Genomic DNA, 22,695 nt, shown 5'->3' with positions numbered 1-22,695 from the left:
GAGCCGGGGTCGAACGGAGGGAAGGGGTGCCGGTGACGACGAGCGGTGGACTGGCGGACGACCGGGTCCTGCTGGGGCGCACGAGCACGGCCGAGCGGGTCGCGGACATCCTGCGTACCCGTATCGCCGAGGGGTACTTCCCGCCGGGCACCCGGCTGTCCGAGGACGGCGTCGGCGGCGCGCTGGGCGTCTCCCGCAACACGCTGCGCGAGGCGTTCCGCCTGCTCACCCACGAGCGGCTGCTCGTCCACGAGCTCAACCGCGGGGTGTTCGTACGGGTCCTCGCCGTCGACGACGTCGTCGACATCTACCGCACCCGGCACCTCGTCGAGTGCGCCGTCGTGCACGACCTGGGCGACCCGCCCTTCGCCCTCGACGGCCTGGCCGCCGCCGTGGCGGAGGGCGAGCGCCACGCCCGCGCCGGCGACTGGAGGGGCGTCTCGACCGCCAACATCCACTTCCACCGCGAACTCGTCGCCCTCGCCGGGAGCGAACGCACCGACGAACTGATGCGCGGCGTCCTCGCCGAACTCCGCCTCGCCTTCCACGTGGTGGACGACCCGCACGCCCTCCACGAGCCGTATCTCGTACGGAACCGGGAGATCCTGGACGCGTTGCGGGCCGGGGAGCGCACCACGGCCGAGCGCCTCCTCGCCGACTACCTCGACGATTCGCGCGCCCAGCTCGTCGAGGTCTACGCCCGCCGCGTGGCGGACGGCGCACCGGCCTGAGCCGCCCGCCCGCTGCCCCACCCCTGCGCTCCCGCGCCCCCGCGCTCCTGAGCTCCCGTCCTTCCGCTCCCGCGCCCCCGCCCCTGCGCTCCCACCCCCGGCCCCTCCCGCGCCGTTTCGACCGCTGTCACTGCGAGGACCTACTCTGTGCAGCGTGACCTCGCCTGCCCCGACGGAACCGACGGAACTCGTTCCGCCCCAGCTCAGCGCGGGGCCGCGGCCCGCGCAGGGCCCGGCCGCCGACGAAGGACTGGCGCGGCGCCTCCGCGCGCTCGCCTGCACCGCGCCCCTGCACGACCTGGACGCCCGCAAGGCGAACCTGGCGGGGGAGTACTCGGTCTACGCCATGGCGGAGGTCGCCCTCGCCGCGATCGACCTCGTCACGCTCAACATGGACTTCGACACGGGCGCCGACCACGAGCAGATCGTCGCCCGCCTGCTGCCCCGCGTCGCCGCCCAGGCCCCCGAGCGCCCCGCCGCCGAACACGAGCGCGTCGCCCGCTGGGTCCTGGAGAACCTGATCAACGTCGGCAGCGTCGACCGCGGCTTCCGCGCCGTCTACGGCACCTTCGGCCCCGACGGCGTGTACGTCCGCAGGGACTACGACTTCAAGCTCGTCGAGGAAGTCCCCGGCTACGGCGGCGGCGTCTACCTCCGCACCACCGACGAAGCCGTCAACGTCCTGGTGGGCGCCCTCGACACGGACGTCACCAGCGCCCAGATCGCCGCCGAGGTCAAGCTCGAGGTGCTGATCAGCCGCGGCCGGCTCGCCGACGCCCAGCTCGCCGCCGAGCAGGCCCGCTACCGCACGGTCCAGTACGCCGAGACCCTCCGCAAGACCCTGGAGGCGACCCGGCGCGACGTCCGCGCCGTCGACTGGCTCAAGACCGTCCCCGACATGATCGACGAGGCCCTCGCGCACGTGGCGGACCGGTACCGCCACGAGAACGCGATCCTCACCAACATCCGCAAGGCCCGGGACGAGGCCGAGGACCCCGAGCACAAGCGGCGCGCCGCCGAACTCGTCGACATAGTCAAGGACTGCATCCGCCGCCACACGCAGCTCCAGTCCCGCCTCCTGGAAGCCGGCCCGCTGTTCCGCGCCGAGCAGGACCGCCAGGCCTTCGCGCGACCCGCCGCCCGCGCCGGCCTCGACCTGTACGGCCAGCTCGTCGCCCCGCTGCTGCCGCTCCCCGTCGAGCGGGCCACCCGCGTCACCGACGCGTACTTCGCGCACGGCACGGGCCTGCGCACCCCCGGCGCCGTCCGCGTCGGCGACCTCGTCGACCTGCTCCTCACCCCGCCAGCGGAGCGCGAGCACCTCGGCGCCGAGATGCCCGAGCCCGACCTGATCGCCACGCCCGACGACAGCCGCTTCAGCGAGGAGCAGCTGACCGCCGCCATGGACCTGCTCGACCTGGAGCACGACGCGCCCCGACGCCTCTCCGGCCTCCTCGCCGAGGCCCGCCTCCGCGACCCCGACCTGCCGTACCTCGTCGCCCTCCTCGCCGTCCACGCCGCCAGCCCCCCGGTCGGCACGGCCTACCGCCAGGGCGAGGAGCGCCTCCTGTTCGCCGTCGACGACGGCACGGAGCTGGACGACCCCGAGTTCGGCGGCGCCGACCTGATCGTCGGCACGGCCCTGCTCGACGCGGCGGGCATGGCCGCCGACCGCACGGACCCGACATGACCGCGACCACCAGCAGCACCGAGGAGCACCAGCCGTGAGCGACCACCACGCCGAGCACACCGACGCGTGGAGCGAGCCCGTAGCCGAGCGGGCCCCCGGGCCCGCCCCGTCCGGCGGCGTCACCCCCGCCGACGCGGCCGACGCCGCCCGGCTCGTCTCCTTCGGCCTCCAGCCCAAGCTGCTCCCCGCCCGCGACGCCGAGTACGCCGAGCTGCTCCGCCGCTACCGCGAGGACCCGGCCTTCGCCCGGCTCGCCGACGCCGTCGCCACCGGCCTCGGCCTCGTCGTCCTGGAGGTCTCCCCGCGCGCGGGCATGGCCGTCACCGCGGGCGAGGACTCCGTCTTCGCCGTCCGCATGGGCGACTACGCGCGCCGCGCCTCCACCGACTCCGCCGACCGCTTCCTGCACGGCCTCGCCCACCTGGCGATCGCCGCACTGGCCTTCCCCCGCCCCGAGGACCTCGCCGACGACGGCTACATCGGCCGCGTCACCGTCAACGGCGTCGACGCCTTCGTACGGCAGGCGTGCCGCCTCCTGGAGGAGCGCGCCGAGCAGGAGGGCGAGAACACCGATCCCGCCTCCGACGCCCCCGGCCTCGAAGCCGCCTGGCGGGTCTACACGCGCCGCAGTGCCACCGGCGCCACCAAGGACGCCCGCCGCCTCGCCGGCTCCACCACCGGCATCATCGGCAAGGCCGTCGCCTTCCTCACCGACTCCGGCTTCCTCCAGCGCACCGGGGACGACGCGGGAGGCACGTACCGCACGACCGCCCGCTACCAGCTCCAGGTCCGCGACATGGCCGGCAGCGCCGCCCTGGCCGAACTCCTCGACCTGGGCGTCGTCCCCGTCACGGACGGCTCCGCCACCCTCCTGCCCCCGCCGGACGGCGACGACCTGGAGCTGGTCGCCGACGCGGGCCTCCCCTTCCACGGCTGACGCCGCCCGCACCGCCCGCCCCCGGGCAACCCGACAACCGCACCTCCGAACCACCGACGAGAGTCCGCCGCCATGTACGAGCTGTCCCGGGTCCGCCTCTACTCCATCGGACCCGCCGGTGCGCGTTACGCCGACACCGTTCTGGACCTGCGCGGAGTGGGCGCGCCCGTGCCCCGTCCCGCCCCCACCCAGGCGGAGTTCTTCGAGGACGAGCCGGTCGGCCCGCCCCGCCGCCCCGCCCCCGCGGGTGTGCTGTTCCTGGAGAACGGCGGCGGCAAGTCCGTCCTCCTCAAGCTGATCTTCTCGGTGATGCTCCCCGGCCACCGCAACACCCTCGGCGGCGCCAGCTCCGGCGTGCTCCGCAAGTTCCTCCTCGCCGACGACTGCGGACACGTCGCCCTGGAGTGGCAACACACCCTCACCGGGGAACTCGTCGTCGTCGGCAAGGTCAGCGAGTGGCGCGGCCGCCAGGTCTCCAACGACCCCCGCAAGTTCGCCGAGGCCTGGTACTCCTTCCGCCCCGGCCCGGGCCTCAGCCTCGACAACCTCCCCGTCGCCGAGTCCACCTCCGTCCGCCCGCCCGGCGAGGGGGCCTCCGGCGCCCGGGGGCGCCGCCGCACGATGAAGGGCTTCCGCGACGCCCTCACCGAGGCCGGCAGGGCCTACCCGCACCTGGAGGTGTACTGGGAGGAGATCCACGACCGCTGGAACGAGCACCTCGGTGACCTCGGCCTCGACCCCGAACTCTTCCGCTACCAGCGCGAGATGAACGCCGACGAGGGCGAGGCCGCCGGCCTCTTCGCGGTCAAGAAGGACTCCGACTTCACCGACCTCCTCCTGCGCGCCGTCACCGACACCCGCGACACGGACGGCCTCGCCGACCTCGTCAGCGGCTTCGGCAGCAAGCTCGGCCGCCGCGCCGAACTCACCGCCGAACGCGACTTCACCGCCGGCTCCGTCGACCTCCTCGGCCGCATCGTCGAAGCCGCCGACACCCGCGCCCGCGCCCGCGACGTCCACGCCGCCGCCGAGCGCCGCACCCGCACCCTCGCCCGCCGCCTCTCCGCCCGCGCCGCCGAGGAACGCGGCCGCTCCGCCGAACTCGCCGAGCAGGTCACCACCGCCGCCGACACGGTCACCGCCGCCGAACGGGCCCGCGCCCGCAGCTCCCTCGTCGCCGCCGAGCTCGCCTACCGGCACGCCTCCCTGGCCCTGGCCGCCGCCGAGAAGGGCGCCGCCGCCCAGCGCCGCGAGCTGTCCGACGCCCGCACCCTCCACGCGGCCTGGCAGGCCGCCGAAGCCGTCCTCCGGCACCGCGCCGCAGCCGACCGCTCCGCGCGCGTGGCCGCCGCCATCCAGGAGGCGGAACGGGACGCCGCCCCCGCCCTCGCGGCCCGCGCCAAGGCCGCCGCCGACCTCGTACGGGCCCTCCACGCCGCCGCCGAGGACGGCGAACGCCACGCCGACGAGGAGGAGCGGCGCTCCGCCGTCCTCCAGGAGACCGCGGAGACCGCGCACCGCGACGCCACCGCCGCCGCCACCGAGGCCCAGCGCGCCCGCAGCGAGGCCGGCCACCTGCGCCAGCGCCTCGCCGAGGTCGAACAGGAGACCGCCGAGGCCGTACGGGCCGGCTGGCTCGACGACACGGCCCCCGACGCGGACCCCGCGCGCGCCGCCCTCGCCGCCAGCGACGCCGAGAAGACCGCCGTCGCCGCCTGGGACACCGCCCGCGAAGCCGCCCGTCTCGCCGCCGAACGGGCCCGCGAGGCCGCCGCCGACGAGTCCCGCGCCGAACTGGCCGCCGCCCGCGCCGCCGACGCCGCCCAGGCCGCCGAGCACGCCCACCAGGCCGAGCGGCGCGCCGCCGGGTCCATCGCCGCCGACGAGCGCCTCGCCGAACTCCTCGGCCTCCCCGGGGCCCGGAAGGCGCCCCAGGTCCCCCGGCAGAACACCGGCGAGGACGCCCCGGCGGCCCCCGGCGCCGCCGTGCCGTCCGGCACCGCCCAGGGCGGGCTGACCGCCGAGGACCTCGACCGGTACGCCGACGAGCTGCGCGAACTCCTCGACCAGCACATCGCCTCGGCCGAACGCAAGCTGTTCGACCTGCGCACGGCCGCCGCCGACGACGCCCGCATCCTCGGCGCCCTCGGCGACGGCGGCCTCCTGCCGCCGGGCCCCGACGTCCTCGCCACCGTCGAGTTCCTCGGCGAGCACGGCGTCCCCGCCCTGCCCGGCTGGCGCTACCTCGCCCAGTCCGTCGACCCGGCCGACCACGCGGCGGTCCTCGCCGCCCGCCCCGAACTGGTCGACGGCGTCGTCGTCACCGACCCCCAGTCGTACGTCCGCGCCCGCGAGGCGCTGGCCGGCGCCGCCCTCCTCCCGCGCTCCGCCGTCGCCGTCGGCACCGCCGCCGCGCTTCTCGCCCCGGTGCCCCGGGCCGGGGACGGCGACAGCGAGGTGTTCCTCGTCCCGCCGAACCCGGCCATGCACGACGAACACGCCGCCGACGAGGAGCGCCAGGCCCTGCGCGCCCGCGCCGCCGCCCGCGACGAGGAGATCCGCGCCCTCGCCGCCCGCCTCGCCGGCGACCGGTCGCTGGCCGCCCGCATCGGCTCCTGGCGCGCCGACTGCCCGCCCGGCATGCTCGCCGAACTCGCGGAGGCCGCCGCCACCGCGCGCGAAGCCGCCGAGACCGCCCGGGTCGCCCTCGCCGAGGCCCGCACCGCCCGTGCCGAGGCCGACGAGGCCGCCGCCGAGACCGCCCGCGTACGGGACGAGCGCCAGGAGGCCGCCCAGCGCGCCCGCCGCGCCGCCGACGCCCTCTCCGGCCTCGCCTTCCGCCTCCGCGAACGGGCCGGCTGGCAGGCCCGCCTCCGGGAGCTCGCCGACGAGGCCGCCGAAGCCGAGGCCCGGGCCCAGGTGTGCCTCGAACGGGCCCGCGCCGCCGACGAGGACCGCCGCACCGCCCAGCGCGCCGCCGACGACGCCCACCGCACCGCCCGCGCCCTGCGCGCCGAACGCGCCGAGATCGCCGGCGCCCCCGAGAACCTCCCCGAGGAGAAGCCGGACGGCACCGCCCTCCTCGACGGCGGCGTCCCCCGCCCCTCCCTGCCGGCCCTCCGCGAGGCGTACCGGGCCGCGTCGCAGTTGTACGAGAAGGTGGGCGTCGGTGCCGACCTGCGCGCCGAGCAGGCCCGTGCCGAGAGCGACGAGAGCGCCGCCCTCGCCGAACTGGACCGGCTCACCAACAAGGTCCGCACCCGTGCCGCCCAGCTCCTCGACAGCCCCGAGGGCGCCGACGGCCCGTCCCGCCAGGCCGCCGCTGCCCGCGCCGAGGCGCTCGTCCAACTGCTGGAGTCCCGGGCGTCCGAGGCCAGCGAGAAACTGGGCCGGCTGCGCGGCGAGGCCGAGCGGCTCGCCCCCACGGACGGCGACGCGCACACCGACCTGCCCGAGGAACTGGTCCCCGCCGACGCCGAGCAGGCCCAGTCCCTGCTGCGCACGGCCACCGGTGACCTCGCCGCCCGCACCGACGACCTGGAGACGGCCCGCGCCACCCACGCGCACCTCCTGCGGGCCCACCGCGCCGCCGAGGACGCCGCGAGCGCCTTCGACGAGCTGGCGGCGCTCCTGCGCGACCTGTTGCGCGACCAGGCCGACGACGACCCGCAGGAGCCGCAGCCCTACGCCGACTCCCTGGAGGAGGCCCGCCGCGCCGCCGCCGAGGCCCGGCGCTCCCTGCGCGGCTGCGCCGCCGACCTGTCCGCCGCCGACACGGCCGTGCGGGAGGCGTGCGACGTCCTCGTACGGCACGCCAACTCCACCCGCTACGAGCAGGTGCGCACCCCGGCCCGGCAGCAGATCCGCGAGCTGCCGGCGTCCGCGCTGCCGGAGCACGCCGCCCGATGGGCCGAGGCGTTCGCGCCGCGCCTGCGCGTCCTCACCGACGAACTGGCCCAGCTCGAACGCAACCGCGACTCGATCGTCGACCGGCTGCGCGGCCTCGTCGAGTCGGCGCTGACGACGCTCCGCTCGGCCCAGCGGCTGTCCCGCCTCCCCGAGGGGCTCGGCGAGTGGTCGGGCCAGGAGTTCCTCCGCATCCGCTTCGAGGAACCGGACCAGACGACGCTCGTCGAACGGCTGGGCGAGGTCGTCGACGAGGCCACCCGCGCCGCCGTCAGGAAGAACTCCGACCTGCGCCGCGACGGCGTGTCCCTGCTGCTGCGCGGCGTCCACGCGGCCCTCCAGCCCAAGGGCGTCGCCGTCGAGATCCTCAAGCCGGACGCGGTGCTGCGCGCCGAGCGCGTCCCCGTCGGGCAGATGGGCGACGTGTTCTCCGGCGGCCAGTTGCTCACCGCCGCCATCGCCCTGTACTGCACGATGGCCGCGCTCCGCAGCAACGACCGGGGCCGCGACAAGCACCGGCACGCCGGCACGCTGTTCCTCGACAACCCCATCGGCCGCGCCAACGCCACCTACCTGCTGGAGCTCCAGCGCGCCGTGTCCGACGCGCTCGGGGTCCAACTGCTGTACACGACGGGCCTGTTCGACACGACGGCGCTCGCCGAGTTCCCGCTGGTGATCCGGCTGCGCAACGACGCGGACCTGCGGGCCGGCCTGAAGTACATCAGCGTCGAGGAGCACCTGCGGCCCGGCCTGCCGCAGCCCGCGCAGGAGGGCGAGCCGGCGGTGCACGGCGAGATCACCGCGACCCGCATGTTCAAGCGGAGCACGGCCCCGGCGCCCCAGCCGAGCGCCGGCTGACCGGCGGAGCTGCGGCGCCCGGCCCGGCCGCGGCGCCGGGCACCGCGGCCGTCACGCCCGGGACAGCTCTCCCCGTCCCGGCTGCGGGGCACGCGCGCCCCGCCGCCCCGGCACGTCCCGCGCGGCCCCCCGGGGCACGTCGACGGCCGGCACCTCCACAGTCGGCACGTCGACGGCCGGGGTCGCGGGGGCCGGCCCGTCCGCACCGCGCGCCGACCGCGCCTGCCGCCTCCGTATGCGCTCGGCGCGCCGGGCGGCCCGCCGGGCCGTGCGCCGCTCCCGCCGCAACTGCCGCGCCGTGCTGCTCGGCTCGGACACCACCCCGTACCGCTGCTTCCACACCTGCCGCGTCACCCACACGTCGAGGACCGACCAGGTCGCCACCACCGTGCTGCCGATGCTGCTCAGCACCAGGGGGAGCGCCAGCCAGGACCCGGCGAGCGTCAGCAGGTACGCCGCGACCGCCTGGATCAGCGTCAGCGCGGCGATCAGCCAGGCCCGCACCGCCACCGTGCGCACCGGGTCCGGCAACCTGCGCCGACCCACCGGCTCCTCCACCCACAGCTCGCGCCGCCCCGTGCTCATCCGCCGTCCCTCCCCGCCACTCGACCGACATCAGGGTGACTGCCCGCCTCGGACCGATGTACGCCGACAGAACCCGCCGCCCCGTACGACTAGACGCGTTGGCGCACGGGAAGATTCCCGGAAGGTGCAATTCCAGCCAACCGACACATCGCGAGAAGTGACACCTCGCCAGGTGTCCTCCGTCACGGTCCGGTTTGTCAACTCCCTTGATACCGGGGCAAGGCGTGATCAACAGTGTGCGCGGAGGCCGAAAAACGACCGGACGGGCCTTCGAGTCGGCCTGGCGGCAGTAGTAGGCTCGCTCCGTTTGCTGGTGAGTCGATGTGTGCACCTCGCGCCGCGCCGGGCGGCCGGGCGGGCTGGGGGAGGCCATGGGCTTTCGCGGGAAGTCGATCCGCAGGAAGATCGTGGCGCTGCTGCTCGTCCCGCTCCTGTCCCTCACCGGCCTGTGGGGGTTCGCGACCTTCATCACCGGCCGCGAGGCCGACCACCTCCTCGACGTCGGCCAGATCATGCAGAAGGTCGGCTACCCCCTGGAGGAAACCGTCCACGTCATCCAGCGGGAACGCCGCCAGAGCCTCCTCTACCTGGCCGACCCGCGCACCGCCGACGCCCTCGGCACCCTGCGCCGCGACCGCGCGGCCACCGACCGCACCGTCGCCGCCATCCGCGCCCACGCCCGCGACCCGCGCGTCGTCGACGCCATGCACGACACCGCGGCCCAGCGGTTCACCTCCCTCCTCGCGGCGTTCGACGGGCTGGCGACGCTGCGCCACTCCATCGACACGAGGGCGGTCGGCCGTCTCCAGGCCCTGGAGTTCTACAACCGGCTCATCGACCCCTGCTACAGCTTCCTCGTCCACCTCCACGCCATCGACAACGTCGAGATGGAGAAGCAGGGACGCGCCCTCGTCGGCCTCGCCCGCGCGCGCGAGATGCTCGCCCGGGAGGACGCCCTCGTCGTCTCCTCCCTCGTCAGCGACCGCCTCACCGCCGAGGAGGTCCGCCTCGTCTCCGACCTCGTCGCCCGCCGCCGGCAGTTCTACGAGACCAGCCTCGAAGTGCTGCCCCTGGCCGAGCGCGACGCCTACCAGGCGTACTGGAGCAGCCCCGAGACGCAGCCGCTGCGCCAGGCCGAGGAAGCCGTCATCACCGCCGGGCCCGCCGACGACCCGCGCGCCACCGACACCGCCCGCTGGCAGGACGCCGCGAACACCGTCCTCGGCGGCCTCGCCGCCGAGAACCGCCTGGCGGGGGACCGCTACCAGGACCGCGTCGAGCCCGCCGCGTACAGCGTCCTCCTCAAGGCGGGCATCGCCGGCATCCTCGGCTTCCTCGCGGTCCTGTGCTCCCTCGTCGTCTCCGTACGCGTCGGCCGCGGCCTCGTCCGCGACCTGACCCGGCTCCGCAAGGAGGCCCAGGAGGTCTCCGGCGTCCGGCTCCCCAGCGTGATGCGCCGCCTCGCCGCCGGCGAGCACGTCGACGTCGAGACCGAGGTCCCGCGGCTGGAGTACGACAAGGACGAGATCGGCCAGGTCGGCAAGGCCCTCAACACCCTCCAGAGGGCCGCCGTCGAAGCCGCCGTCAAACAGGCCGGGATGCGCCGCGGCGTCTCCGAGGTCTTCGTCAACCTCGCCCGCCGCAACCAGGTCCTCCTCCACCGCCAGCTCACCCTCCTCGACACGATGGAGCGGCGCACCGAGGACGCCGAGGAACTCGCCGACCTGTTCCGCCTCGACCACCTGACCACCCGCATGCGCCGTCACGCCGAGGGCCTGGTGATCCTCTCCGGAGCCGCCCCCTCCCGGCAGTGGCGCAGGCCCGTCCAGCTCATGGACGTGGTCCGCGCGGCGGTCGCGGAGGTCGAGGACTACGAGCGCGTCGAGGTGCGCCGCCTGCCGCGCATCGGCGTCGCCGGCCCCGCCGTCGCGGACCTGACCCACCTCATCGCCGAACTCCTGGAGAACGCCACGGCCTTCTCGCCGCCCCACACGGCGGTCCAGGTGCACGGCGAACGCGTCACCAACGGCTTCACCCTGGAGATCCACGACCGGGGCCTCGGCATGTCGCCGGAAGACCTCTTCGACGCGAACCTCCGCCTCGCCGAGACCCCCGAGTTCGAGCTGTCCGACACCGACCGGCTGGGCCTCTTCGTCGTCAGCCGCCTCGCCCGGCGCCAGAACGTCCGGGTCTCGCTCCAGCCCTCCCCGTACGGCGGCACGACCGCCGTCGTATTCCTCCCGGCCGCGCTGCTCACCGAGGCTCCCGACACGCAGGGCGCCGGCTTCCGGCTGGACCGCGGGACCCCCGGCCGCTCCGGCACCGAGCCCGCCGCCCGGCGGGCCGCGCTCACGCGGGTGTCCTCCGCCTCCGACGGTCCGATCGGACCGGACGGCCCGCTCGACCTCCTCGGGGAACCGGGCGGCGGCTTCGACCGCAAGGACGACGAGGACGACGGGCACGGCCTCTTCCGCCCCCGCCCGCCCCTGCGCCCCGCCGACACCCCCGCGCGCGAGCAGCGCGAACGGTACGGGCAGCGCGAGGAGCACGCCCCGTACGCGCAGGTGCCCGACGCGCCCGCCGACCACCTCGCGCGCCCGGTCCCGCTGCCCCGCCGCAAGCCGGCCCTCGTCGCCCGCCACGGCCGCCGCGTCGGCGCCCCCGGCGCCCCCGCCGACACCCCCGGCACCCCGGGCACCGCCCCCGACCCCGGCGCCCCCGGCACCGCGCCCGACGGGACCACCCCGACCCTCGGCGGCCTTCCCCGCCGCGTACGCCAGGCGAGCCTGGTCCCCCAGCTGAGGGACCAGGCCGACCGGCCCCCCGCCCCGGCCGGCCCCGGCCCCGGCCCCGCGGACCCCCAGGACCCGGAGCGCGACGCCGAACAGGTACGCGACCGCATGGCCGCGATGCAGCGAGGCTGGCAGCGCGCCCGCAGTGAGACAGCACCAGGAACGACACCGGAGGGGGACGGTCGATGACCGCACCGAACGCCGCACCATCCAACTCAACCGGCGAGCTCAACTGGCTCCTCGACGAACTGGTCGAGCGGGTCGGCTCCATCCGCAAGGCCCTGGTCCTCTCCAGCGACGGCCTGCCGACGGGCGGCTCCAGGGACCTCAGCCGCGAGGACAGCGAGCACCTCGCGGCCGTCGCGTCCGGCTTCCACAGCCTCGCCAAGGGCGTGGGCCGCCACTTCGACGCCGGCCAGGTCCGCCAGACCGTCGTCGAGCTGGACGACGCCTTCCTCTTCGTCACCGCCGCCGGCGACGGAAGCTGCCTCGCGGTCCTCGCGGACTCCGACTCCGACGTGGGCCTCGTCGCCTACGAGATGACGCTGATGGTCAAGCGCGTCGGCGCCCACCTGGCGACCGCCCCCCGGTCCGGTCTGACCACCGGCGGGTGAGGGGGGATGCGATGAGCGACGCAGCGGTCGGACAGATGCGTCGCGGACGCCCCGCCGGCGACGCGCACCACTGGTTCGACGACGAGGCGGGACCGGTGGTGCGCCCGTACGCGATGACCCGCGGACGCACCACCACCCCCGCCCGTCACCGACTCGACCTGATCGCGGTGGTCGTGCCCGAACCCGCCGCGGACGACCCGGGCCGCGACCAGACGCTCTCCCCGGAGCACGTGGAGATCGTCGAACGCTGCAGCGAGTTCCCCCAGTCGATCGCCGAGCTCGCCGCCGGGATGGACCTGCCCGTGGGCGTGGTCCGCGTCCTGGTCGGCGACCTCGTCGAGGAGGAGCTCGTCCACGTAACCCGTCCCGTTCCGCCGGCCGAACTGCCGGACGAGAGCATTCTGCGTGAGGTGGTCAATGGCCTTCGGGCGCTCTAGCCGCAAGGGTCCGCCACCGGTCGAGCCGGTGACGCTGAAGATCCTGGTAGCGGGCGGGTTCGGGGTGGGCAAGACCACGCTCGTCGGGGCGGTGAGCGAGATCCGGCCGCTGCGCACCGAGGAGGACCTGACCGAGGCGAGCCGGCCGGTCGACGACCTGGCCGGCGTCGAGTCCAAGTCCACGACGACCGTCGCCATGGACTTCGGCCGGATCACCCTGCGCGAGGACCTGGTGCTGTACCTGTTCGGCACCCCCGGACAGGACCGCTTCTGGTTCCTGTGGGACGAGCTCGCGCAGGGCGCCCTCGGCGCGGTGGTCCTGGTCGACACGCGCCGCCTGGAGGACTCCTTCGCCTGCATCGACTACTTCGAGCGGCGCCGCATACCGTTCGCGGTCGCCGTCAACTGCTTCGAGGGAGCCGACGTCCACCCCGCCGAGACGGTACGGGCCGCCCTCGACCTCGACGCGGGCGTACCGCTGCTGATGACCGACGCGCGGCTGCGCGAGTCCGTCAAGGAGGTCCTGGTCGCGGTCGTCCGGCACGCGATGACGTTCACGGAGCCGACCCCGGAGCCGGCCGCCACCTGAGGGCCTCGACGGGGAAGTCGAAGTACGTGTCCGGGAACTCCTCCGGCTCGTACGTGAAGTGCCACCACTCCTCCGGCAGGTTCACGAACCCCTCCGCCGCGAGCACCCCCCGCAGCAGGTCCCGGTTGGCCCGCGCCGCCCCCCGCACGCGCGGGTCGTCCGTGTGCGACAGCGTGTCGAAGCAGTCGAACCCCGTCCCCATGTCCACCGAGTTGTCCGGGAACCGCTCCTCCCGCGGCGCCGCGCAGTCCACCAGCGGCTCGCCCGGTACGTACGGCCGCGTCGGCGCCGCCGGCAGCCGCACCAGCGTCACGTCGACCGTCGACCCGCGGCTGTGCCCGGACCGCTCCGCGACGTACCCGTCCGCGAAGAGCCGGGACTTGTCCACGCGCGGGTGGAACTCGGCCTTCATCCGCTCGTCCGCCGGGTCCTTCGCCCACCGGACGAAGTGGTCGACGGCCCGCTGCGGCCGGTAGCAGTCGTACACCTTCAGCGAGTGGCCCCGCCGCAGCAGCCGCGTCTGCGCCCGGTGCAGCGCCCGCGCCGCCGGCCGGGTCAGCAGGCACACCGGCTCGCGGTACCCGTCCACCGGCCCGCCCACGAAGGTGTGCTCCGTCGCGTACCGCATCTCCTGGAGGATCGTCGGGTCCACCGCCCGCAGCTCCGTGAACTCCCGCGGCACCGGCGGCTCCCCGCGCGCCGCGGCGGCCGGCACCACGTCCGGGGGGACGGCGGGGGAGAGGGCCAGGGCCCCCGCGGCGAGGGCGGCGGCCACCCTCCGCGCACCGGCGGTACGTCCCGTCACACACACCGTCTACCAGCCCCGCGCCGATCGGTACAGTGCGCCCCGTGCAGAACACCCATTGCGCCCAGTGCGGCGCCCCCTTCGCCGACCCCGCCGGCTCCTGGCCCCGCACTTGCCCCGCCTGCGCCGCCGTCACCTACCGCAACCCCCTTCCCGTCGCGGTCGCCCTCCTCCCCGCCACGGGCCCGCGGGGCACCGGCCTCCTCGTCATCACCCGCGACGTCGAACCCGAACGCGGCGGCACCGCCCTCCCCGGCGGCATCATCGACCACGCCGAGGACTGGCGGGACGCCGTCGTACGCGAACTGCGCGAGGAGACCGGCGTCGGGGCCTTCGCCCGCGACGTGCGCCTGGCCGACGCCATGAGCTCGCCCGGCGGCCACCTCCTCCTCTTCGGCCTCCTCCCGGAACGCCCCGCGAGCTCCCTCCCGCCCTCCGCGCCCACCGCCGAGACCACCGGCCACCACGTCCTGTACGCCCCGGCGCCCCTCGCCTTCCCCCTGCACACCGAGGCCGTCCGCAGATGGTTCGCCGGCGAGTACGACCGGCTCCGCACGGCCTAGGTCCGCCCGCCCAGGCCGCGCACCCGCACCCCCTCGGGCCCGACCGTCACGGCACCCTCGTCCGTCACGCGCTCCACCCGCACCTCGTCCCCCTCCCACCGCGACACGTACCGCTCCACCTCCGCCTGCTCCCACCCGTCACCCGCGTCCCGCACGGTGAGGCCACCGCCCGACCGGCCGGGCGCCGGCGCCCACACCTCCAGCTCCACCGCCCCGTCCCCACCCCGCACCGGAATCACCGCACCCGCCCGCACCAGCACCGGCACCCGCGACAGCGGCGCCTCCACCAGCGCCTGCCCCGGCCCCTCGTACGCCCGCCCCGTCACCCTGTCGTACCAGCGGCCCCGCGGCAGCAGCACCTCCCGCCGCTCCGCGCCCCGCGCCAGCACCGGCGCCACCAGCAGCGCGTCCCCCAGCAGGAACGCGTCCCCGCACTCCCGCAGCAGCCGGTCCTCCGGCGCCGCCCACCACAGCGGCCGCGCGTAGGGCGCCCCCGTCAGTCGGGCCAGCCGCGCCAGCGTCACGAAGTACGGGCGCAGCCGTTCCCGCTCCTCCAGCGCCGCGCGCGCGTACTCCAGCACCTTCGGCCCGAACTCCCACGGCTCCCGCCGCCCCGCGTCGATCGCCGCGTGCGTACGGAACAGCGGCAGCCACGCCCCCAACTGGAACCACCGCAGGTACAGCTCCGGCGACGGGTGCCCGTCGAAACCGCCCACGTCGGGCCCCGAGTACGGCACCCCGCACAGCCCCAGCCCCAGCACCAGCGCCAACGACGCCCGCAGCCCCGCCCAGCCCGTCGCCACGTCCCCCGACCACGTCCCGCCGTACCGCTGCATCCCCGCCCAGCCCGACCGGGAGAACAGGAACGGCCGCTCCTCGGGCCGCGCCCGCACCAGCCCCTCGTACCCGGCGCGCGCCATCGCCAGCCCGTACACGTTGTGCGCCTCCCGGTGGTCACCGCCCCGGCCCTCCAGCGCGTGCCGCGCGGACCGGGGCAGCGTCATGTCACCGAACGGGGTGAACGACACCGGCTCGTTCATGTCGTGCCACACCCCCGAGAAGCCCTGCGCCAGCCGCTCCCCGTACAGCCCGCCCCACCACTTCCGCACCGCCGGGTCCGTGAAGTCCGGGTACACGCACTCACCCGGCCACACGACCCCCCGCACCACCCGTCCGCGCGCGTCCCGCACGAACGCGCCCCGCGCCCCCACCCGCGCCCCGCTCTCGTACACCGACCCGCCCGGCTCCGCCTTCACCGCCGGGTCCACGATCGACACCAGCCGTACGCCCCGCTCCCGCAGCTCCGCCGCCAGGCCCGGCAGGTCCGGGAACCGCTCCCGGTCCACCGTGAACACCCGGTGCCCGTCGTAGTGGTCGATGTCCAGGTGCAGCGCCGACAGCGGCAGCCCCCGCTCCCGGTAGCCGGCCACCACCCGCCGCACCTCCTCGGCGCTCCCGAACCCCCACCGCGCGTGCTGCGGCCCCAGCGCCCACGACGGCGGCACCGCGGGCGCCCCCGTCAGCTGCGTCCAGCCGTGCGCGATCCGCGCCGGAGAACCCACCACCACCCAGCAGCGCAGCGGGCCCCCGCTCATCCGCACCTCGCTCAGCCCCGGACGGTCGTGCCCCGACCCGGCGCCCTCCTCGCCCTCCCGCAGCGACACGTGCCCGTCCCACGTGCTGTCGTAGAACGCCAGGTGCGTCCCCGCGTCCGCCACCACCCACTGCACCGGCATCGTGATGTACAGCGGGTCGGTCCCCGGCCCGAAGGCCCCCCGCGGATCGGTGTTCCACAGCCGGTACGTCCCGTCCGGCAGCCGCGGCCCCGTCGCCCGCCCCCCGAGTCCAAAGAACCGCGCGTCCGCCGGCACCTCCGACCGCTGTACCCACCGCGCCCCGCCCCCGTCCACCGGCTCCCACCACCGCGGCGGCAGGTCCCGCCGCAGCACCACCCCGCCCGGCGTGCGCACCTCCACCGCCCCGTTGCGCGACACGGCGACCGTCACCCGTTCGGCCACCACCCGCCAGCCGCCCTCCGTGTCCGGCTCCAGCACCACGCGCGCGTCCGGCTCCGGCACCTCACCCGCCAGCGCGTACGACGGCGACGGCTCCGCCCCGTCCCACCCCCAGAACACCGCGGCCCCACCCGTCACGCACACCCGCAGCTCCGACCGCGCGAACCGTACGATCCCCCCGCCCGGCAGCGGCTCCACCCCCACCACCCGGCCCGGCACCCGCGCCCGCTCCGGACCCCGCCGCGGCAGCCCCGCGGCGTCCGCCCTCCGCCGCCGCCACTCCGAACGCAGGGCCCGAGGCCCCCGCACCCTGCCGAACACCCACATCGAACGCACCAACTCGCGACCGTCCATGCCGAGCACCCTGCCACCCGCCGAGGCGCCCCCGTGAGACGTTCAACAACCGTTCACCCGTGGTGACACCACATGTTCAGTCCGCCGACCATGGGTGGGGACACCTGGTGCGAAACACACTCCCGTGGCATCGTCCCTGTCAGCCGCGTCACGCGCACATCCAGCCCGAGCGCGGGACACACGCAGATCCGCGTACAGCCAGGGAGCACACCCCATGACATCGACGTCAGCGACAGCGCACTCCGAGCCACCCGAGCCGCTCTGGCAGCCGGACCAGGACCGCATCGCCTCCGCCGCGGTCACCCGCTTCCAGGCGTGGGCCGCGGAGCGCCACGGGGCCCCCGCGAACGGCGGATACCCGGCACTCCACCGCTGGTCCATCGACCACCTCGACACCTTCTGGCAAGCCGTCACCGAGTGGTTCGACGTCCACTTCACCGCCCCCTACGCGCGCGTACTGGGCGACCGCTCCATGCCCGGCGCCCAATGGTTCCCGGGCGCCACCCTCAACTACGCCGAACACGCCCTCCGCGCCACCGACGAGCGCCCCGACGCGCCCGCACTCCTCCACGTCGACGAGACCCACGAGCCGACCCCCGTCACCTGGGCCGAACTCCGCCGCCAGGTCGCCGCCCTCGCCGCCGAGCTCCGCGCCATCGGCGTACGCCCCGGCGACCGCGTCAGCGGCTACCTGCCCAACATCCCGCAGGCCGTCACCGCCCTCCTCGCCACCGCCGCCGTCGGCGGCGTCTGGACCTCCTGCGCCCCCGACTTCGGCGCCCGCAGCGTCCTCGACCGCTTCCAACAGGTCGAACCCGTCGTCCTGTTCACCGTCGACGGCTACCGCTACGGAGGCAGGGAACACGACCGGCGCGACACCGTCGCCGAACTCCGCCGCGAACTGCCCACGCTCCGCGCGGTCGTCCACATCCCCCTCCTCGGCACCGCCGCCCCCGAGGGCACCCTGGAGTGGGACGCCCTCACCGCGGGCACCGCCGCCCCCCAGTACGAGCAGGTCCCCTTCGACCACCCCCTGTGGATCCTCTACTCCTCCGGGACGACCGGCCTCCCCAAGGCCATCGTCCAGTCCCAGGGCGGCATCCTCCTCGAACACTTCAAGCAGCTCGGCCTCCACTGCGACCTCGGCCCCGACGACGTGTTCTTCTGGTACACCTCCACCGGCTGGATGATGTGGAACTTCCTCGTCTCCGGCCTCCTCACCGGCACCACCGTCGTCCTCTACGACGGCAGCCCCGGCTACCCCGCCACCGACGCCCAGTGGCGCGTCGCCGAACGCACCGGAGCCACCCTCTACGGCACCTCCGCCGCCTACGTCATGGCCTGCCGCAAGGCCGGCGTCCACCCCTCCCGCGACCACGACCTGTCCCGGATCAAGTGCGTCGCCACCACCGGCTCGCCCCTCCCGCCCGACGGCTTCCGCTGGCTCCACGACGAGTTCGCCCAGAACGGCGCCGACCTGTACGTCGCCTCCGTCAGCGGCGGCACCGACGTGTGCAGCTGCTTCGCCGGGGCCGTCCCCACCCTCCCCGTCCACATCGGCGAACTCCAGGCCCCCTGTCTCGGCACCGACCTCCAGGCGTGGGACCCCCACGGCAAGCCCCTCGTCGGCGAGGTCGGCGAACTCGTCGTCACCAACCCCATGCCGTCCATGCCGATCCGCTTCTGGAACGACCCCGACGGCAGCCGCTACCACGGCAGCTACTTCGACATGTACCCCGGCGTCTGGCGCCACGGCGACTGGATCACCCTCACCGACCACGGCTCCGTCGTCATCCACGGCCGCTCCGACTCCACCCTCAACCGCCAGGGCGTCCGCATGGGCAGCGCCGACATCTACGAAGCCGTCGAACGCCTCCCCGAGATCAAGGAGTCCCTCGTCATCGGCCTGGAGGAGCCCGACGGCGGCTACTGGATGCCCCTCTTCGTCCACCTCGCCGACGGCGCCGCCCTCGACGACGCCCTGACCGACCGCATCAAGGGGACCATCCGCACCGAACTCTCACCCCGCCACGTCCCCGACGAGATCATCGAAGTCCCCGGCGTCCCCCACACCCTCACCGGCAAGCGCATCGAGGTCCCCGTCAAACGCCTCTTCCAGGGCACCCCCCTCGACAAGGCCGTCAACCCCGGCTCCATCGACGACGCCGACCTCCTCCGCTTCTACGAGGACCTCGCCCGCCGGCGCGCCCAGCGCCCCGCGAACTGACCGGCCCACCCGCCACTGTCAGTCCCCCTGATTACGCTGAGTGAGCATCTGGCAACAACTGATCACCAGGGGGACCGATGGCCCACACCACGAACACCGCATCCCTGCGGCAGGCGCTGCGCCGCGAAGCACCGAGCACGCTCGGCCTCCTCACCGACGAGCAGGACTTCGCGGCCATGCGCCGCTACCGCTCCTTCACCTTCGACGACCACACCACCTACCTCCGCGAGGCCGAGCGCCTCCTCAAGACCCTCGCCGCCGGCGGCACCCACACCACCGTCACCCTCTTCGACCCCGAGGACTACGCCGCCTACTGCGCCGAGACCGGCCTCGACCCCGACACCCGCGCCAGCCGCACCCGGTACACCGCCGTGACCGCCGCCCGGGGCGCCCGCGTCACCTACACCGGGCAGCCCATCGGCGAACTCGTCCCCCTCCTCGTCGACGCCGCCGTACGCCACGCCACCCGCGAGTACGCCGCCCTCCTCCTCGACGACACCGGCCAGTGCGCCGACTGCGGCCAGGACATCGGCCGCGCCGCCTTCGACCAGGCGTCCCGCGCCGTCCTGCGCATCCTCGACCAGGCGGGACCCGGCGCGCACCAACTCGTCTGCAGCGTCCCCGTCGCCGACGAACACCTCCTGGCCGTCCTCCGCACCGACCGCACGGCCACCGAGCCCGCCCGCCTCGACTCCGCCGAGGCCACGGAGTTCCTCACCGTCCTCGCCGCCGGCATCGCGCGCGCCACCCCCGGCGGACTCGTCCTGCGCACCAGCGGCCCCGACGCCCCCGACCGCCTCCGCGGCTGGCGCCTCGACCACGGCCGTCTCGTCCCCCTCACCGAGGCCGAGGTCTTCAGCGCCTACTGCACCGACGCCGACACCGGCGAACCCCTCCCGCCCGAACCGGGCGTCGAATACCGCGCGGGCTTCGACCTCGCCCCCGACGACGGCCGCCCCACCCACCACCACTGACCGGGAGACAGACCCACTGACCGGGAGAAAGGCGAAAGGGGCCCTCCCACACCACGGGAAGGCCCCTCACCCCGGTTCACCGGCGGCACACCGGCCTCACTCGCCGGACAGCACCGCCTGCGCGGCGACCCGCGCCTCCTCCGCCGAGTCGGCCGCGCGCGCCGCGGCGGCCGCACGCTCGCACTGCGCGAGCGTGTACTTCGCCAGCGTCGCCCGCACGTAAGGAATCGACGCCGCGCCCATCGACAGGGAGGTGACGCCCAGACCCGTCAGCACGCACGCCAGCAGCGGATCGGACGCGGCCTCACCGCACACGCCGCAGCTCTTGCCCTCGGCACGCGCCGCCTCGGCAGCCATCGCGATCAGGTCCAGCAGCGCCGGCTGCCACGGGTCCTGGAGCCGCGACACCGCGCCCACCTGCCGGTCCGCCGCGAACGCGTACTGCGCGAGGTCGTTCGTGCCCAGCGACAGGAACTCCACCTCCCGCAGGATCGACCGCGCCCGCAGCGCCGCCGACGGGATCTCGACCATCGCGCCGAACTTGGCCCGCAGCCCCGCCTCGCGGCAGGCGTCCGCGAACGCCTTCGCGTCCGCCCGGTCCGCCACCATCGGCGCCATGACCTCGAGGTACACCGGCAGCCCCTCGGCCGCCTTCGCCAGCGCGGTCAGCTGCGTCCGCAGCACCTCCGGGTGGTCCAGCAGCGTCCGCAGGCCCCGCACGCCCAGCGCGGGGTTCGGCTCGTCCGCGGGCGTCAGGAACGCCAGCGGCTTGTCCGCGCCCGCGTCCAGCACGCGCACGACGACCCGGCCCTCCGGAAACGCCTCCAGCACCTTCCGGTACGCCTCGACCTGCTTCTCCTCGGACGGCGCCCGCTCACTGTCGTCCAGGAACAGGAACTCCGTACGGAACAGCCCGACGCCCTCGGCCCCGGCCTCCACCGCCGCGGGCACGTCCGCCGGACCGCCGACGTTCGCCAGCAGCGGCACCTTGTGCCCGTCCGACGTGGCGCCGGGACCGGTCGACGCCGCCAGAGCGGCCTTGCGCTCCTGCGCGGCCCGCTCCATCTCGGCACGCTTCTCGACGCCGGGGTCGACGAAGACCTCACCCGTGCTGCCGTCCACCGCGATCACGGTGCCCTCCGCCAGCTCGCACGCCCCCGGCAGCGCCACCACGGCCGGCACGCCGAGCGCCCGCGCCAGGATCGCGCTGTGACTGGTCGGCCCGCCCTCCTCGGTCACGAACCCGAGCACCAGCGACGGGTCCAGCAGCGCCGTGTCCGCCGGCGCCAGGTCCCGCGCGATCAGCACGTACGGCTCGTCACTGTCCGGCACGCCCGGCATCGGCACGCCCAGCAGCCGCGCCACGATCCGGTTCCGTACGTCGTCGAGGTCCGCGACCCGCCCGGCCAGGTACTCCCCGGCACCCGCCAGCAGCGCCCGGTACGCGGCGAACGCGTCGTACACGGCCCGCTCGGCGGTGGAACCCACGGCGATGCGCCGCTCCACGTCAGCCATCAGCTCGGGGTCCTGCGCCATCATGGCCTGCGCCTCAAGGACGTGCTGGGCCTCACCGCCGGCGAGGTTGCCCCGCGCTATCAGGTCGGCGGCCACCGCCTCGACGGCCTGGCGGGCGCGCCCCTGCTCCCGCTCCGCCTCCTCGGCGGGAATCTGCTTGGCCGGCGGCTCCAGCACCGCCGTGCCCATGTGCCGTACCTCGCCGATCGCCACACCGTGGCTCACACCGACGCCGCGCAGCGTTGTCTCCATCTTCACCCGTCTCCGATCGAGCGGCGGCCGAAGCCACCGTTTAGGGAACATCCCGTTCAACGCCGCCACGTGGACGGCGGTGACGTCACTGCCATACGAAGAGCGTCTCGCCGGCCTTCAGGTCACCGTCCTCGCGCAGCTCACCGAGGGCGTCCGGCGTGGCCTCCAGTGCGACGACCGGGCAGATCGGGGACTTGCCGGCCTCCTCCACGGCGGCCGGGTCCCAGCGGACGATCTCCTGGCCGCGCGTGACGGTGTCGCCCTTGTTGACGAGCAGCTCGAAGCCCTCGCCGTTGAGCTGGACGGTGTCGATGCCGAGGTGCGTGAGCACGCCGTGCCCCTCGCCGTCGACGACGACGAAGGCGTGCGGGTGGAGGGAGACCACGACCCCGTCGACGGGCGCGACGGCCGTCGACGGCTCGCGCACCGGGTCGATGGCGGTGCCCGGTCCGACCATGGCCCCGGAGAACACCGGGTCGGGTACGGCGGCGAGTCCGATGGCGCGTCCGGCGAGGGGCGACGTCACGGTGGTCATGGAGGGCCTCCCAGGGGGCGGAGATTGAGTGTCGCCGTCGCTGCCTGTCCTGGACGGCGTACTATTCAGAGCGTATGTCATAGAAAGTCCGGGTTCCGCACGAGAGGCCCCCGTTGGTAGACCTCGGGGTTGCGGGAACGATTTGCCTCAACTGCCGGGCAGGAGTACTGTCGTAGCCCTGCCTGACGCCCGGCGCGACGACGCCGAGGTTCGGCAGCGGCGCCTGTCAGGGCGAGATCCTAACTGGTCTACACCACTACTGGTCTACACCTCTATGTGTGACTGGCCGGGGTGTGGTCAGAGGGTCGGGAAATCC

16 protein-coding genes are annotated in these 22,695 nt (G+C 75.0%); 11 read left to right on the top strand and 5 right to left on the bottom strand.

All coding sequences use genetic code 11. From position 1 onward, the window contains the following. Positions 1-26 precede the first annotated feature (26 nt). From RND61_RS29935 to RND61_RS29920, 4 genes are all read left to right on the top strand, one after another. Positions 27-731 carry a GntR family transcriptional regulator gene (locus tag RND61_RS29935; RefSeq protein WP_391654444.1) on the top strand — a complete coding sequence of 235 codons (705 nt, stop codon included), beginning with the start codon at positions 27-29 and terminating at the stop codon, positions 729-731. Positions 732-885: 154 nt separating this feature from the next. Further along, complete coding sequence (locus RND61_RS29930; RefSeq protein ID WP_315881290.1) at positions 886-2,421, top strand: hypothetical protein; 1,536 nt, start codon at positions 886-888, stop codon at positions 2,419-2,421. 34 nt (positions 2,422-2,455) lie between these two features. Then, positions 2,456-3,358, top strand: a complete 903-nt coding sequence (locus tag RND61_RS29925; RefSeq protein ID WP_315881289.1) for a hypothetical protein — start codon at positions 2,456-2,458, stop codon at positions 3,356-3,358. Between the two features lie 72 nt (positions 3,359-3,430). Then, positions 3,431-8,122 carry a hypothetical protein gene (locus RND61_RS29920; RefSeq protein ID WP_315881288.1) on the top strand — a complete coding sequence of 1,564 codons (4,692 nt, stop codon included), beginning with the start codon at positions 3,431-3,433 and terminating at the stop codon, positions 8,120-8,122. A 51-nt stretch (positions 8,123-8,173) separates the two neighbouring features. Here the strand turns inward: RND61_RS29920 and RND61_RS29915 are convergent, their stop codons facing one another. Next, positions 8,174-8,707 (bottom strand): hypothetical protein, encoded by a 534-nt coding sequence (locus RND61_RS29915; RefSeq protein ID WP_315881287.1) that lies wholly within the window; start codon positions 8,705-8,707, stop codon positions 8,174-8,176. A gap of 371 nt (positions 8,708-9,078) precedes the next feature. On the opposite strand from RND61_RS29915, the gene RND61_RS29910 reads away from it, so the two are divergent. Genes RND61_RS29910 through RND61_RS29895 form a run of 4 tightly spaced genes read left to right on the top strand, consistent with a single transcriptional unit; the run spans position 9,079 to position 13,139 of the window. Beyond that, complete coding sequence (locus RND61_RS29910) at positions 9,079-11,688, top strand: sensor histidine kinase (protein WP_315881286.1); 2,610 nt, start codon at positions 9,079-9,081, stop codon at positions 11,686-11,688. Continuing rightward, entirely contained in the window at positions 11,685-12,113 is a 429-nt protein-coding gene (locus RND61_RS29905; protein WP_315881285.1) for a roadblock/LC7 domain-containing protein, read from the top strand. The genes RND61_RS29910 and RND61_RS29905 overlap by 4 nt, the downstream gene beginning before the upstream one ends. 11 nt (positions 12,114-12,124) lie before the next feature. Further along, positions 12,125-12,550, top strand: coding sequence for a DUF742 domain-containing protein (locus RND61_RS29900; RefSeq protein ID WP_315881284.1), 426 nt, complete (start codon positions 12,125-12,127; stop codon positions 12,548-12,550). Beyond that, positions 12,531-13,139 (top strand): GTP-binding protein, encoded by a 609-nt coding sequence (locus RND61_RS29895; RefSeq protein WP_315881283.1) that lies wholly within the window; start codon positions 12,531-12,533, stop codon positions 13,137-13,139. Before RND61_RS29900 ends, RND61_RS29895 begins: the two co-directional genes overlap by 20 nt. Here the strand turns inward: RND61_RS29895 and RND61_RS29890 are convergent. After that, positions 13,105-13,944: a M15 family metallopeptidase gene (locus RND61_RS29890; RefSeq protein ID WP_391654439.1), complete on the bottom strand. Its 840-nt coding sequence runs from the start codon at positions 13,942-13,944 to the stop codon at positions 13,105-13,107. The two genes, RND61_RS29895 and RND61_RS29890, sit on opposite strands and share 35 nt — an antisense overlap. Before the next feature lie 44 nt (positions 13,945-13,988). Between RND61_RS29890 and RND61_RS29885 the strand changes: the two genes are divergently transcribed. Further along, positions 13,989-14,507, top strand: a complete 519-nt coding sequence (locus tag RND61_RS29885; RefSeq protein WP_315881282.1) for an NUDIX domain-containing protein — start codon at positions 13,989-13,991, stop codon at positions 14,505-14,507. On the opposite strand, the gene RND61_RS29880 is transcribed toward RND61_RS29885, so the two are convergent. Continuing rightward, positions 14,504-16,876 (bottom strand): glycoside hydrolase family 31 protein, encoded by a 2,373-nt coding sequence (locus RND61_RS29880; RefSeq protein WP_315881281.1) that lies wholly within the window; start codon positions 16,874-16,876, stop codon positions 14,504-14,506. The two genes, RND61_RS29885 and RND61_RS29880, sit on opposite strands and share 4 nt — an antisense overlap. Before the next feature lie 214 nt (positions 16,877-17,090). Here RND61_RS29880 and RND61_RS29875 point away from each other — a divergent pair, with 214 nt between their 5' ends. Both RND61_RS29875 and RND61_RS29870 read left to right on the top strand, forming a co-directional pair. Then, the gene (locus tag RND61_RS29875) at positions 17,091-19,103 is read left to right on the top strand and encodes an acetoacetate--CoA ligase (protein WP_315881280.1); all 2,013 of its coding nucleotides are present in this window, start codon (positions 17,091-17,093) and stop codon (positions 19,101-19,103) included. Positions 19,104-19,180: 77 nt separating this feature from the next. Then, complete coding sequence (locus RND61_RS29870) at positions 19,181-20,077, top strand: hypothetical protein (RefSeq protein WP_315881279.1); 897 nt, start codon at positions 19,181-19,183, stop codon at positions 20,075-20,077. A gap of 96 nt (positions 20,078-20,173) precedes the next feature. Here the strand turns inward: RND61_RS29870 and ptsP are convergent, their stop codons facing one another. Together ptsP and RND61_RS29860 are read right to left on the bottom strand one after the other, a co-directional pair. Then, positions 20,174-21,844, bottom strand: a complete 1,671-nt coding sequence (gene ptsP / locus RND61_RS29865; protein ID WP_315881303.1) for a phosphoenolpyruvate--protein phosphotransferase — start codon at positions 21,842-21,844, stop codon at positions 20,174-20,176. An 85-nt stretch (positions 21,845-21,929) separates the two neighbouring features. Continuing rightward, positions 21,930-22,379, bottom strand: coding sequence for a PTS sugar transporter subunit IIA (locus tag RND61_RS29860; protein ID WP_315881278.1), 450 nt, complete (start codon positions 22,377-22,379; stop codon positions 21,930-21,932). Positions 22,380-22,695: the final 316 nt, after the last annotated feature.

It is taken from the genome of Streptomyces tamarix (assembly GCF_032423885.1).
Classification (GTDB): domain Bacteria; phylum Actinomycetota; class Actinomycetes; order Streptomycetales; family Streptomycetaceae; genus Streptomyces; species Streptomyces tamarix.
Note: the sequence above shows the minus strand (reverse complement) of the source record. Positions and strands in the feature narration are given on the sequence as shown.